Origin of the sequence: Paenibacillus sp. CAA11, assembly GCF_003060825.1 — a bacterium.
Lineage (GTDB): Bacteria > Bacillota > Bacilli > Paenibacillales > Paenibacillaceae > Fontibacillus.
In genome coordinates this window covers 3,471,515-3,485,353 of record NZ_CP028922.1, presented here as the reverse complement: position 1 = coordinate 3,485,353, position 13,839 = coordinate 3,471,515, and the positions used below count along the sequence as shown (strand labels likewise).

The 13,839-nt window shown below is 49.1% G+C and carries 9 protein-coding genes; 6 read left to right on the top strand and 3 right to left on the bottom strand.

Annotated features, from left to right (window positions below; translation table 11 throughout):
* Positions 1-92: 92 nt before the first annotated feature.
* On the top strand, positions 93-800 hold the full coding sequence (locus DCC85_RS16315) for a hypothetical protein (protein ID WP_159081907.1): 708 nt from the start codon (positions 93-95) through the stop codon (positions 798-800).
* A gap of 13 nt (positions 801-813) precedes the next feature.
* A complete protein-coding gene (locus DCC85_RS16310) occupies positions 814-2,793 on the top strand; it encodes an Mbeg1-like protein (protein WP_108466527.1) in 1,980 nt (659 codons plus the stop codon).
* 148 nt (positions 2,794-2,941) lie between these two features.
* On the opposite strand, the gene DCC85_RS16305 is transcribed toward DCC85_RS16310, so the two are convergent.
* From DCC85_RS16305 to DCC85_RS16295, 3 genes are all read right to left on the bottom strand, one after another.
* On the bottom strand, positions 2,942-5,986 hold the full coding sequence (locus tag DCC85_RS16305; RefSeq protein ID WP_234414208.1) for a DUF5704 domain-containing protein: 3,045 nt from the start codon (positions 5,984-5,986) through the stop codon (positions 2,942-2,944).
* 269 nt (positions 5,987-6,255) lie between these two features.
* Complete coding sequence (locus DCC85_RS16300) at positions 6,256-7,182, bottom strand: copper amine oxidase N-terminal domain-containing protein (RefSeq protein ID WP_159081906.1); 927 nt, start codon at positions 7,180-7,182, stop codon at positions 6,256-6,258.
* 544 nt (positions 7,183-7,726) lie between these two features.
* Positions 7,727-9,976: a glycoside hydrolase family 127 protein gene (locus tag DCC85_RS16295; protein ID WP_108466524.1), complete on the bottom strand. Its 2,250-nt coding sequence runs from the start codon at positions 9,974-9,976 to the stop codon at positions 7,727-7,729.
* Positions 9,977-10,121: 145 nt separating this feature from the next.
* On the opposite strand from DCC85_RS16295, the gene DCC85_RS16290 reads away from it, so the two are divergent.
* From DCC85_RS16290 to DCC85_RS16275, 4 genes are all read left to right on the top strand, one after another.
* Positions 10,122-11,015 carry an AraC family transcriptional regulator gene (locus DCC85_RS16290; protein WP_108466523.1) on the top strand — a complete coding sequence of 298 codons (894 nt, stop codon included), beginning with the start codon at positions 10,122-10,124 and terminating at the stop codon, positions 11,013-11,015.
* 117 nt (positions 11,016-11,132) lie between these two features.
* Positions 11,133-11,849: an ABC transporter ATP-binding protein gene (locus DCC85_RS16285; protein WP_108466522.1), complete on the top strand. Its 717-nt coding sequence runs from the start codon at positions 11,133-11,135 to the stop codon at positions 11,847-11,849.
* Positions 11,833-13,446 carry a hypothetical protein gene (locus tag DCC85_RS16280; RefSeq protein ID WP_108466521.1) on the top strand — a complete coding sequence of 538 codons (1,614 nt, stop codon included), beginning with the start codon at positions 11,833-11,835 and terminating at the stop codon, positions 13,444-13,446. Before DCC85_RS16285 ends, DCC85_RS16280 begins: the two co-directional genes overlap by 17 nt.
* Positions 13,447-13,499: 53 nt before the next feature.
* On the top strand, positions 13,500-13,784 hold the full coding sequence (locus DCC85_RS16275; RefSeq protein ID WP_108466520.1) for a histidine phosphatase family protein: 285 nt from the start codon (positions 13,500-13,502) through the stop codon (positions 13,782-13,784).
* Positions 13,785-13,839 lie beyond the last annotated feature (55 nt).

Here is a 13,839-nt window from a genome sequence, read left to right as displayed (position 1 = left end):
ATGTGTGAAATCCCAAAATGTAATGCCAAAATGAAATGCAGCGGGCATTCTTGCCCGGGCGGACAGATCAGTGAACCGGGAGGAGCTTTCAATTGAATTCTTGGATAAAGCGAGCTGTACTGTTGCTGTTGGCATTGATCATTTTACTAGGAGTGAGTGCATGCATGAAGAAGAAGCCGGACCCGGAAGCGATTAAGGCGGAGATGATGGAACACCTGGAGAAGAAATATGGGGAGGAATTTGTTCCTCTGTCTCTAACTTTAAGCGGCTTTGCCTATAGCTATGATCAACTGCGTGCCTATCCGAAATCGGGAAGTGAGCAGGATGCCTTTGATATCTGGGGAACCCGGATGAAAGATGGCACCTACAGCATTCGTGACGGGTACTTTGGCATATATATCAGGCCGCAATATGAAGAGATGATGTCCCGGTTTGCTCAGGAAATATATAAGGACTCTAAGGTCTTTGTTAGCTTTGGGGAAGGTGTCTTCCCGGACCGGCTGACGAAGGCGACGAAGCTTGAGGAGATCTATCGTGAAGGAGAGACGTTCAATTCGGATAGCGTAATCTTTGTGAAGGAATCCTCGGCTGCGGGCAAGGATGATGAGGCAAGCTTGAACCAAATTGCCAAACGTATGATTCAGCACAAAATGGTTGGTGATGTAAGGCTGTATGTAGTCAAGGATAGCAAATTCGATGATATCAACATGGCTGCGTTAAGCGCTAAGGATACCGGGGAGTATTTTGTACGCGACTATAAGATCATTATGATCAGCAATAACCTCGAAATTTTGGAATAAGGGGGCTAATAGCATGTCTGAGCTCAGCGAAAGCCAGCTGCTTCTGCTGGATAACCTGATTTATCTTCAGAATGTGGTAAACCGGGAGGATATGACCGTAGGCTCCATCGTCAAAACCATGCTGTACAAGGATGGATTAGAGCAAAGCCGCAACCTTAATGATATCGGTGGAGAAGACGAGTATCCCTGCAAAATGTCTAAGAAAGAATGGGTTACGATACTTAAAGCGATCGAAAAAGACCCTGAATTGAAGGCACTAAAGGTCAAGCACGGCCAAACCGGGGTTATGTATAACAAGAGCGGGCAGGTCATCAAGGACAGCGATGGTCAGGTGTTGGAGAAAGGCATGCGCGTAGCCACCTTTGTGGATCCCAAGGGGCAAGCAACGGTTGTCTTCCGCGGCACGGGCGGGGACTACGAATGGCATGATAACGGCCAAGGGGGATATGTATCCGATACGGTCCAGCAGAAGGCAGCGCTGAAGTATATTGAGAGTCTGGAATACGACAATATCACGGTAACTGGCCATTCTAAGGGAGGCAATAAGACCCAATACGTGGCGATTCTGTCGGATAAGGTAGACCGGGCGGTTTCGTTTGACGGTCAAGGCTTCTCCAAGGAATTTCTGGAGAAATACAAGGATGAGATTGCAGCGAATAAGCATAAGATCGTCTCGATCTCGGCAGAAGATGACTTCGTGAACTGTCTGCTGAATCCCATTGCCGGAGTGATCAAGTACATCGACACGGACAAACAAGAGAAATTTATCTTTAATCACCGTCCGAATATTGTGCTTGATGAGCAAGGGCAGCTTCGGGAGAAAGCCCCGCAGGGGACAATTGCGCAATTTATCAACGATTATACCGTCTATATCAATAAGACGATGGAGGAGCCGTTCCGCAGCTATGCCATTGACGGGCTGCTGGCCTTGATGGAAAGCGGAGCGGAGGGCTTTGAGAAAGAAGGCGTTCTCCAGACCGGAACAGGAATCGTGATGGTTCTCAGCCATTTGGACGACTACGCTTTCTCCAGCATTGCTGAGAAGTACGGAGATGAAGCTGAATTGGCCGTGACCTTTGCGGCAGGTGCGCTAATGCCCTATTTGTTCTCAGATGATTTCATTCATTCGCTGGGTAAGAATCTCTCCAATTTGGGACAGTTCGTCATGGAGAAGCTGCAGCAGTTCGGGGACTGGATTGTGAAGAAGTTTGAGCAGGCTGTCGATAAAATGAAGGAAGTAGCCGGCAATATCGGTGCCGCGGTGGCAAAATTCGCACAGCAGGTCAAGGATGGCTGGGCTCAAATGAGGGCGGGTATTCAGGATACAGCCCGGGCCATTAAGGATGGCGCAGAGGCGGCCGCTGCTGCGGTTGGCCAGTTCATGACCAGAATGGCTCAGGCGATCAAGAATCTTTGCAATGCGATTGTAGAAGGAGCCAAGAAAACGATTCAGGCCTTGAAGGATACTTGGAACAGTGCCGTCGATGCGGTTAAGCATACGTTTCATCAGGTTAAAGAAGGAGCCAAGGCCAAGGTCAAGGATTTCAAAGAAGGCATGCAATCGATGGTGAAGTTGACGAAGAGTGGTATCAAGAGTGCAGGCAAGCATACGGCGGCAACGGTCAAAAATTTTGCGGGCAAGGTGGCTAGAGGTCTGGCCTCCGCTTCGCAGGGACTTATGCTGGTGAATGTCTCACGACTGGGCGATCTGCAGGCCAAGCTGCGAAGCTTAGATTCCCGTATGGAAGGGAAGGTTACTAAAATCCTAAGCGAGGCGCAACGAATTACCTCGGGAGTAGGTAGAGCTTACAGCGAGGGGAATGTTCAAAGCCAGCTGAGACAGGTTCAAAAAGCATGTTCTGACGTTCGGGATCGCAGCAGAAGGCTGTCTGCGGAGCTGCAGCGAAAGACTCGTTCCCTAGCCAAGGCCCAGGAGCAGTACATCAAGATCGAAATGATGTTGAAGAGCGGCATCCGCAGCTCTGTGGTGTGACTTTTGCTTGCCTTGTTTGCTTTGGTATGTGAAATAAATTAGCGAAGAAGCCCAGCTCGGCCGCTTAGACGGTTATGCTGGGCTTTAGTTGTTTTTTTGGTGTATAGGTAGGGTTAGTTAGGTTAGGAGACTCCTATAAGCGAATAGGCTAATGTGTTACACTCGCTTGGAAGTCATCTCGGCTGGAGAGATCGGCATCATAGAAGACCACATCTCCGTCTTGCAGCTGAAAGGTGTGCTTGAAGGAATCTGTTACAAGAGATTTAAACCCCTCCAGTCTCCACTGGTTCATGAGTGGTGCATGAATGTATTGCAGGCGCGGCCGGGCAGGGTCTCCCATGGGGAGGGACTCCAGATTGAAATTTACGATGATATAACCATTCCTTAGGAAGACGGAGGACCGATCTGTCAAACCGCGATGTGTCCGGCCGTACTCAGATAAGCGAGTCCCGGCCCTTACTGCGTAGACGTCGGCCGGCAGACTGTATTCTCCGTACCATTTTTGGATGGCGGCATTGGCCCTGTCAGGCTGCACGGAAGCAGGGACTCCCGTTTTAGGACCGATCAGGGTTCGGGCTTCTCCGGGAAGCGTCAGCAGGCTAAAGGAGCCAATGGGGATGCGGGTGTTGGCTGCACGGTAAAGATATCTGGACACAAAATGATTGCGGCTGAGATTAGCGATTTGGCCAAAGGTATAATCATGGTCGTAGCGGTACAGAGCGGTATCTGTTAACTCTTCGGCGGGAACATTTCGCAGCCGATCCCCAAGCAGGACATAGCGCTTGACCGTATCCTCGGGAGACCCGATCTTGATGAATTTTCGTATAGGATCATGATAGTACAGATCTACCGGAACTCTTGTCCGCCCATCTTTGGTGACGAAGAAGAACGAGGGCGTAATCCGAATTTGGTCCCCTAAGTCAAACATATTCCCTTTCGTTTTAAAATCAAATTTAAAATGGTATCCGGTCTTAACGGCGACATTGCGATAACCGGTATCCGGGTGGCTCCCAGGATGAATGGGAAGGGTAAACAGGCTGTCATTCCCTCTTAAGGCGCCATCAATGCCCGATTGTCCTACCCAATAGGAATGGCCTGTGGGCATGCTGCTGCCCTTCTGTAAGCGGAACACCGGCTCCCATAGATAATCTGCGATGTCTGTCACATGAAAATCATACAGCCGCCCAATGACTTCTACCGGAATGCTATCTCCCGCGGCATGATGAACCAGCGCAGTGTTGGCAAGGAGCTGCTCGGAATAGTCAAAAGGCGCGTTCTCCACGATGCTGCGGAACCGGACATCGTAATAGCCTTCGTCTACCCAGACGGGGAGGAAGAAGCTAACCTGAGTTTGCCCGACCGGGACATCGATCCAAGTATTCTTGGGGATGTACTTATCTCTGGAATCCGTATATACGTCGAACGGAAATTGTACCTGTTTGGTTCGAGTATATTTCGCATAATCACGGTAACCGTACCCGGTATATTGAACATGCTGCCCGGCAGTGGGCAGAGTAACCGTAAACGGACGATCCAGAATCACAGCGGACCTTCCCGCAGTGGGGGTTGTTTTCTGGTTATGAGCCTGGTCGTCAGAGACGGAAGCATACATCACCACTGGCGTATGAACAGTGACAGGGTTGATGCCCTGAATCGGGTAGCTTCGGTCAGAGCCTCCGCCTATGCTTGCATTCATCAGACTGTAATGCAGGGTTCCGCTGCTGGGCTGGTCCTTCTTGTTCACTTTCGTGCTCGGAATGACATGGCCTGTGCTGTACAAGATATCCTGGCCGATGGCGGCAGGAGCAGGGATTTGGCCAGGGACCGGGGCGTTCTCCTCTGTTTCCCTATTATCCATAATCAGGCTGCCATTGAATTTCAAATAGTCGCTGCGCACCTTTATCTTCGCAATGGCCTTCTCCGCATCACTCTTGAAGTCTTGGTCAGGCACATTTTTGCCTGCCTTCTCGGAGGGAAGCGTCACCTCTTTACTCGGCGCCGGTGTATAGCCGCCACCAGTGGAGAACTCGTAGTCTGGAGGAAGATATCCGCTTGGAAGTATTTGAATGCTGCTGTTCGCAAAGGCATAATTCTGAAGCTCGGCTTCCCGAATTCGGTAGACCTCTAAATTTTCAATCTTCCAATAAGCATAAGATCGCTCCACGGTGTAGGTTTTGGTTACAGTCTTTGAATCGGTCTTGGGAACCTCTACTTTCGTAGGCTTTCCCTTCGCATCAGGGGGGCCATCCTCCGTCTCGGTCCATTCCAGGTTGTAGGTCTTGGTCACAGGAACCGTATAGGTGCATCTTCCAACCTTCTGGACGAACTTATCCCGATATAAGTAATTCTTGGCCGATACATTTCCGTATAGGCTTTCGGAGGTAGGAATTCCGTCAAGCACATTAAACTGCTCGCTTCCACGCCTATCTGCTCTTATGACAGCACTAGCTGCAGGATCGGAGATATCTCCGCTTAGAATCTGCCCGGTTTGCTCGGTGCAGTTAACATCAGGTGGGGGAGCTTCTCCTCCGCAAGACGGTTCTCCAGGCTTGCACTGCTGACCGATTTTCTCATAGTAATAATTTATGTAGTAAACAGGGAAATCTCCTTCGTACTCACTTATGGCCGGGGGTTCGCCCTCTTGCCGTTCACCACCGGAGGGTAAGCTAACCGTGCTCTTCTTATAGCCAATATACTTATAATTCGCTGGCTCAGGAGTGTGCTTAGGAGTATACGGTTTCTTCAATTCCAGCTTCTCTTCGTAATTCTTAAATCCATCCACACCGTCAAGACTCTTTCCGTCTTTGGTGAAGTGTCTGATTTCGGCTTTGCCGGAGAGGGGTTCGAGTTCGATGCGGATAAGGATTGGGAAGTAATATTCGAAGCCATATACGTTTTTTGCAAGTCCGTCTCTTGGGAGACTTTTCGGAGTTCCTGATAAGGTTGCTGTTTGATTTAGAGTAATTTGTCCAGATGGTGTACCTTTTCCAATCTTATTAATTACATAAACTTTATTAGTTTTTCCAAGGTTTTCTTCATAATCGGTAAAGTGTTTACCAAACCTTGAAGTGGAAAACATTGTATCTACCCATAAGTCGGTTTCACCTTGCACACTATTCTCAAATTCGCTAGCTGAAATATCTTTGATTTTTCTACCAGGGAAGTTAAATTCATAGATCCAATCGTAATGCATTCGATCAAGATATTGTCCCCTTCTTAAAATCTCACCAGAAAAGGGGTCGGCAATATAATTATTTGAAGAATCTGTCCATACATCAACATAAAAGAGTGCAACAGTGTAGTACACATTTTCATTTTGGGCACTCTTAGTTGTTATTAGTGTGTTAGGTCCTTGTATTGCACTAAATACTTTTGTACTCGGTGTAATAAGTAAAATTAAAAATAATAACAAAATAAAATAAATTAGTGCTTTGAATTTCATATTGATTCTCCTGTAATGAATCATTTAAAAGGGTTAAACAAGAGATGAACGCTATCTTCTCCGATATAAGATCGAAAGCAAAAATAATCAATTGACTTTAATGAAAGGGTTCTCCAATTATTGTCCCCGTGGAACAGTCCATCTCCAGGATGCTTTAACTCATATGTAGCTATCTTAAAACCCTCAGAAATTTTTTTTATGTAGCCAGATCTTTGTTTAGGTTCAAATTTAGAAGAGATAAAGAACATATCTAAGTCTGGTCCTTTATATCTAATTTGTAGACCAATATTATCCCCATCAGATACAGTCCAAATGTCATAAATTGTATGATCGAGAATTTTTACGGGTAATTGAGCTGCAGATATAATTCTTATTGATTTGAATTTACTATCTTTCCCATAACTAATTAAACTCCTACCGTAGTCCCCACTAAAATACTTCTTATACTCTCCCAAGTCCTTCAACTCGCTAACATCCTCAATCTTCGGCACTTCCTGCTTCCCAATCCAAACCCAGCTCCCCTGGGAATCCCAATTCACGGTCTGCCCTAATGCCTCGGATACAAATCGCAGTGGCACAAAGATACGGGAGTGGCTTGAGACCGCTTGGGTATCAAATTTCATCGTTACTCCATTGACCTTAGCTGATGACTGTCCCAGAACCAGAGTGACCTCTTTCTTGTTCATTGAGATATTCACCGTAGACTTTGCACTGTTCCAGTCGACCTTGGCACCAAGCGCTTCAGAGACGAAGCGGATTGGAACGAGAACCCTCTTGCTGCTGTCGGAGAAAGGCTTGGCATCGGCGAAGCTCATCTTCTTCCCATCTAGCAGCACTTGAATCTGTGGCTTACTCACACGCTTGATCGAAGCGGCAGCTGCTGCCGAGTCGGCTAGAACAGCAGATAACATAGCTGCAGCGGTTAGAAAAGCTAGTAGTTTCTTCATCACATATTTCTCTCCCAACGTTTTCCGTAGTATAGTCATCGCCAATTTCTACACAAAAAAAACACCTCCGGCATCCTGATGATATGCGGAGGTGTGCTTCACCTGTGTAAGGAATATTCAGATTAACGATGAACTGATTTGTATTATAACTCCTTATTTAACATTTGACTACATTTTTGGTGAATAGAGTGTGAAAAATGCCAATCCGGTGGGGTAATAACTGAAAGTTAAGCTTGTTTTTGAAAAAACAAGCGGGCTACACTGTATTCAATAGATCATCTGCTCCGGAAGGAGTGAGAACACAATGGGGCGAGTTTGAGTTAGGAACGGGGCGGGCTCTAACTCTCAACCAACAAGTTGGCCGAAGAGGAAGCCGAGTTGAATAAGCTGATGAGGAACGCCCTCTGCAGCTTGCTTCTCTCTGCTACGTGGGAAATCTACCGGGTGCTGAAGGCACTGGTTCTGGAGTTAGATCAGGGAGGCGCATGATTCTGTGTATATAAGGGGAAACAAGGAGGCTTACCGGGTAAGCCTCCCTTAAGAATCAATCCTTGCGCACAATCCGCAAGCCGGCAACTCTGGCTACCTTGCGGCCAGGAAGGGCGGCGAATTTGATGGTTACCTCCGATCGCCCCTCTGTGACCTGAAGGGGAAGCTCATAAATATACGTCTCGAACTTACCGATCTCTTTGGATTCTAGCTTTCCTGGGCCAAGTGGCAGTCCGCTTGCGGTAAGATCAAATCCATCCAGCGGGGTACCTCCGACCAAGTACGTAACCGCAAGCTCTGCCGGCTCATCAGGCAGAACTTTCATAACGAAGGAGAACCATCCATTCGGCCAAGTATCGCGATACTTCCGGTTATAGATGGAGCCAAGCCCCACATGTTCTCCTTCGAATTGGTGATCCCGTTCCGGCTGCATCTCGGCCGGTTGGACGAAGTCCACGGTGCGCTGCTCCAGCCGGATATTGGTCTCAATGGCCGCCTTGTATTCGGCTTGGGCATGAGCCCATTCCTCCGGCGTGAATACATCCCAGTAGACCGTATAGCGGTGGTCGTACATCTCATAGAACGGGCGCAGCTCTAGGTTTCCGTCGACCCCACCATCTTCCAGGAGGAAGCGGTTCTTCGCGCCGGCAAGCGGAGTCATCTTCGCAGCCAGCCCGTTTGCGCTTCCAATCAGCACTGAGGCTAGCGTCTTCGTATGCATTTTCTCCGATTCTAGTGGGCCTAGATCGCCAGCGAGGACAAGCGGACCGTACAGGAAGGCGATCCGTTTCAGATTGTCGGGCATAGATTCGGTTCGCACGGTCATGGGAATGTCGTATTCCACGACATCGCCGGACTGCCATTCGCGTTCTATGCTGACATAGGTGGAAGGCTTGAATGGACCGTCCAGCTGGCGCCCATTGACTCGGATGCTCATGCCTTGCTCTGCCCAGTAAGGGCATCTCAGCTTAAGGGTGAAGCGCCCAGGTTCCTGCAGCCGAATCGTGAGTTTCCCTTTGCCATCAGCCGGGAAGGTCGTCTCTTGGGTAAGCTTCACGCCCTTCTGCTCCCAATCCAAGGTGGAGGATACATATTGATTGACATAGAGCGTATCCCCAGCATGGAAATATAGGGCCGCCCCATACATGGCGTGGCTCTCCATTCCGGTCCCGACACAGCAGGTGAAGCTGTCGAACTGGGAATTGAACGACTTGCGCCCGCCCATCTCCAGGGAGACGAAATAACAGACGCTGCCGTCCTCCGGCTGCTGGGAGGCCAAAATATGATTAAACATAGCTCTCTCATAGTAATCGGCATAGGCTGCTTGCTCATCCCAAGCAAACATATGGCGTGTTAGTTTAAGCATATTATAGGTATTACAGGTCTCACAGGTGCCTTCACCCAGCCGGTCATTCAAATGCCCGGGGTCGCCGAAATGCTCATTGTAGCTGTTGCCGCCGATGACATAGGAATGGTGGTGCACCACGCGATCCCAGAAAAAGCGGGAGATATTACTGTAAATCTCTTTGCCGGTTACCTCGTACTGTCTTGCTGCCCCGATAATCTTCGGGATCTGGGTGTTGGCATGGCGGCCGGATAAGGTGTCACGGGCTCCGGCGAGGTCGTCCAGCACTTCGCCATGATAAAATTTCTCTGCGAGCTTAAGGAACTTGGGCTGGCCTGAATCGCTGGCCAGGTCGGTCAGGACTTCATTCATTCCGCCGAATTCGCAGTGCAGCACCTGTTGTACCTGTTCGTCGCTCAAGTTCGCGAATACATCCTCCAGCCATTCCCCTAATCGAACCTCAAGCTCCAGCGCCTTCTTGTTGTCAGCAAGGCGGTAGGCATCCCGCAGGCCGGCGAACAGCTTGTGCATCGTGTACAGCGGCACCCATCCGCCATTCAGGTCAAAGCCCTGGGAGCGAATATCGCCGGTCTTGACCTCTTCAAACAGCTCCTTGCCGCGGGGAATGCCGGAAATGAATCCGTTTCCATGAGCGCGCTGACAGAGCTCTAGCTCATCCACGATATAGTTCACTCGCTCCAAAAAGGCGGGTTCACCCGTGGAGGCATACATCAAGGAACAGCCTGATAAATAGTGTCCCAGCGTATGTCCGCTGATCCCCATCGCTTCCCAGCCCTCATAATGAGGGGCTTTGGGAGTTAGCCCGGCGTATTCTCTGAACCGGGACAGCAGGCGGTCCGGGATCAGCTTCAGCAGATAGGCGCCATTTAGTTCCATGGCATGCTTCAGAGGCCCTGAGTGAATTCGGACTTTACTTAAGTCAAAAGCTTGTGCGGCCATTTCTATTTTCTCTCCTTTAGTCCCTTGCCACAGTTGAGATGGCAGGTGTATATTTTATCCTTAAGTTAACATTCAAAGTTGGATTTGTCGGTAGCCTATCCGTACAAAAGGTGGATGAATCCGACTTGTTGGGAGCGAAGCTAGGATGTCATTTATAAAGGTTAATGTGGACTGGCCTATTCCATTTACGTCGGCTGGGGAGTTCCTGTCCGAAGCAGCCTGGAGCCATGCAGACCGGGTGATGGACAGCTATGAGTTGATCCTTGGCGTTAACGGGATCGTCTATATTCAGGAAGAAGAGAATAAGTATGAGGTGGGTCCCGGCGATCTCCTGCTGCTATCCCCAGGGCGCAGGCATGCCGGATACCAGGCATCCACTCCGGGGGTGTCCTTCTATTGGTTCCATTTTGATTTGCCCGAAGAGTTTACCGTGCTGACCCAGGAAGAGATGAAGCGTGAAGCGGCCCTTATTCACAAGGCACTTCCGCGCAGCTGCTCTATACGCCACCTGTATATCCCTAAATTTATGCATCTCGGGGCCAATGACCGGATCAGTGTGCTGATCAATCAAATCCTCCATATTGCCAATTCGAATTATTTGACTTACCACAGTGTGAATTATCCGTTTACGTCCCTGTTGATTGAGATTTCCGAGCAGATTCTAAGCAGCTACAGCTTAAGAGGGGGAGGGGCTAAGGGCGATATTCAATTTGCCAAAATTCTGGAGTGGACACGCATTCATGCCGCGGAGCCCTTAACCGTCAGCGAAATCGCCTGCAGATTCAGCTATAACAAGGATTATCTGACCCGGCTGTTCAAGCAGCATACCTCTAAGAATCCGCTGGAGTATATCCATAGCGTCCGTATTGGCAAAGCGAAGGAGCTGTTGTCCAGAACTACGCTGACCATTAAGGAGATTGCTGCAGAGGTTGGATTTTCAGATGAGAAATATTTTATGAGGTTATTTAGAAGATACGAGAACATGACGCCGAAGCAGTTCCGCAACGCCTATCATAGAACCTTTATGAATAATGATTAGGGGGATGGGAGCGCTTTACAGATAAGGGGAGCTGCTGTTCATGCAACGGATTCAAGTTTAGGCCGTATGATGGAGTGTATATGTCTGTTATTTGGTTAAGGAGGGAGGAATGGAAATATGCAATTGATCTTGGAAAATATCCGTAAGAGCTTTGGAGATAAGCGAGTCTTGGAGAACATTGATTATAGTTTTGAACAAGGCAAAATTTATGGCCTTCTAGGCCGCAATGGTGCCGGGAAGACCACCTTGTTCAACTGTCTTAGCGGCGATTTGGCTGCGGATGCGGGGGCCGCGCGGCTTGTAGAGGGTGATGTGTCTAAAGTGCTGCGCGAGGAGCATGTTGGCTATGTGCACTCGCTTCCGATTCTGCCGGAGTTTCTGACCGGGTATGAATTCCTCAAATTTTTCATGGATGCCAATCATGATCATATTCAAGGTGACCGATCGATTGATGACTATATGAGCTTGATTAAGATTGAGGAAGAGGACCGGCACCGGCTGATCAAGGGCTATTCCCACGGTATGAAGAATAAAATCCAAATGCTGTGCTATATGATTACCCGGCCGCCGCTGATTTTGCTGGATGAGCCTCTAACCTCGTTTGATGTTGTGGTAGCTCTGGAAATGAAGAAATTGCTGCGCGAAATGAAGCAGGAGCATATTATTATCTTCTCCACCCATATCTTACAGCTTGCTTCAGACCTATGCGATGAATTGGTCGTCTTACATAACGGGAAGCTGGATGCCGTTCCAGCCCATTTGCTTCACAGTCCTGAATTTGAGGAGAGTGTCATCCAGCTGCTGAAGGAGGAAGACCATGCTCCGAACCCTTAATACGTCTCTGAGAATCAAGGTTTCTTCGGTCGCGAATGCCCTGATTTATTATCTTCAGAGGCTTCCATTGATCGGCAAGCAAATCAAGGATAGGGCGTACGCCAATCTTGGGGTCAAACGCTTTGCAGCTGTAGTCGCCCTAATCCTCACCATTCTGTGGGGGTTCCTGAACAAGCTGCTTTATGTCGGGTTACTCATCTATTATCCTGCTGTCTATATGAGTGAAGGATTAAGTCAGTTAGAGCAGCAAAATTTGTTCCTCCATATGTTTGTGATGCTGAGCTTTCTCGCGGGGGCCATGAGCAACTCACAAATTCTGTACCCGAAGCGGGAAAAGTATGTTGCGGTAAGGCTCATGAGGCTGCCGGCCGACCGGTATATGCATGCCTTGATGAGTTCTCGTTACGTATCCTTCTTGGTCTATTTCCTGCCAGTAGTTACGGTGTTGTTCGGCCTGACGGGGGCCCCGGTATGGCAGGGTGTACTCCTCACGCTCTTCATGGTGCTTTGGAGAGTGGCGTCAGAGGCACTGCATTTGTGGGTTTTTGACAAGAAGGGGATTATCTTAATTAAAAATAACGCTGTCATCTGGCTGGGAATCTTCGCGGGGGCGGCGCTGGCTTATCTTCCGCTGCTGCTGGAGATGCCAGTCTTGTCTGTCCGGCTGTTCCTGAGCCTGCCTGTTGCTCTCATCTTCACCGCTGCTGGCCTATGGGGCATCTGGTATTTGGCTCGCTATCCCCGTTACCGGGCTGCAGTTTATGCAATCACTCAGAAGGATGAGCCACTGCTGAATCTGGGTCAGATGATGAAGGATGCGCAGAAGGCGGATGTAGAGACGAAGGAAGAGGACTTCTCAGCCAGTAAAAGGGCACATGGGAGTCTTAGGAACAAATCCGGATATCATCTGCTTAACGCGGCTTTTTTTCAAAGACACAGCCGGACCATCATTCGACCCCTTTACGCAAGACTGCGTATTATTGGCGCGCTCTTCGCGGCAGGTCTTATCTTTACCTTCATTCAGCCGGACCTTGCTGGGAGTCGGTTCACAGCTCTGCATAACAGCCTGCCTGGACTGGTCTTCATCATGTTCTTTCTATCGATCGGGGAAAAGGTGTGCAAGGCTATGTTCTATAATTGTGACATGCAGCTGCTGCATTATGGCTTCTACCGTGAACGGGCTGCGTTAATGCAAAATTTCCGCCTGCGGCTTATCCGCATCATCCTCCTGAATCTGATTCCCGGAGCAGCTATTAGCTTAGCGCTTACGGTTCTCCTCATCCTGGCAGGCGCCGAATGGACGGGCATCGAGATGGCAGCTGCAGTGTTGGTGCCGCTTGGACTAGCTGTGTTCTACAGCGTACACCATCTATTTGTTTATTATATATTCCAGCCCTATACGACCGAGTTCAATATGAAGAATCCTTTCATGTTTATTGTGAACTGGGCTTTGTCGATCCTCTGCATTATCTCCTTAAGGATTAACGCAGCCCCAGGCTGGTTTGCCCTGATCGTATGCGCGGCTGCACTTATCTACCTTACTCTAGCTGTTGTACTGGTCAGCCGAATGGGGAACCGAACTTTCCGGTTGAAATAGAAATCAAGGAAGCAAGGGAAGTAACGAGGTGATAAGGGAGAGGGGGAACAGAGATGAATACCATGCTTTATTTTGTCAGGCATGCTGAATCCGAGTACATAGAAGGCCAGGAGAGAATGCGAGGATTAACCGAACAGGGCGGGAGAGATGCTCTTCAGGTGGCAGCCCTTCTAGCGGATGAAAGGATTGACCGGTTTATATCAAGTCCTTATGAGAGAGCGGTGCAGACACTAGAGCCGCTGGCAGAAAGAGGATCTAAACGCATCGAGCTGTATGAGGATTTGCGGAAGCTTGTGCGGCTTACTCGGCTGTGGGAGTGTGGTTCAGGACGAGCCTAAAGGACGACGAGCCTAGAGCTTGGGATGGCTCTGCAGCCCGGCTATAGGGAAAGGA

Excerpts from the sequence above, each read along its gene's own strand:
- DCC85_RS16285 (WP_108466522.1), top strand. The coding sequence starts at position 11,133 with ATGCAATTGATCTTGGAAAATATCCGTAAGAGCTTTGGAGATAAGCGA.
- DCC85_RS16300 (WP_159081906.1), bottom strand. The coding sequence starts at position 7,182 with ATGAAGAAACTACTAGCTTTTCTAACCGCTGCAGCTATGTTATCTGCT.
- DCC85_RS16310 (WP_108466527.1), top strand. The coding sequence starts at position 814 with ATGTCTGAGCTCAGCGAAAGCCAGCTGCTTCTGCTGGATAACCTGATT.
- DCC85_RS16305 (WP_234414208.1), bottom strand. The coding sequence starts at position 5,986 with ATGCATTACGATTGGATCTATGAATTTAACTTCCCTGGTAGAAAAATC.
- DCC85_RS16280 (WP_108466521.1), top strand. The coding sequence starts at position 11,833 with ATGCTCCGAACCCTTAATACGTCTCTGAGAATCAAGGTTTCTTCGGTC.
- DCC85_RS16295 (WP_108466524.1), bottom strand. The coding sequence starts at position 9,976 with ATGGCCGCACAAGCTTTTGACTTAAGTAAAGTCCGAATTCACTCAGGG.
- DCC85_RS16290 (WP_108466523.1), top strand. The coding sequence starts at position 10,122 with ATGTCATTTATAAAGGTTAATGTGGACTGGCCTATTCCATTTACGTCG.
- DCC85_RS16275 (WP_108466520.1), top strand. The coding sequence starts at position 13,500 with ATGAATACCATGCTTTATTTTGTCAGGCATGCTGAATCCGAGTACATA.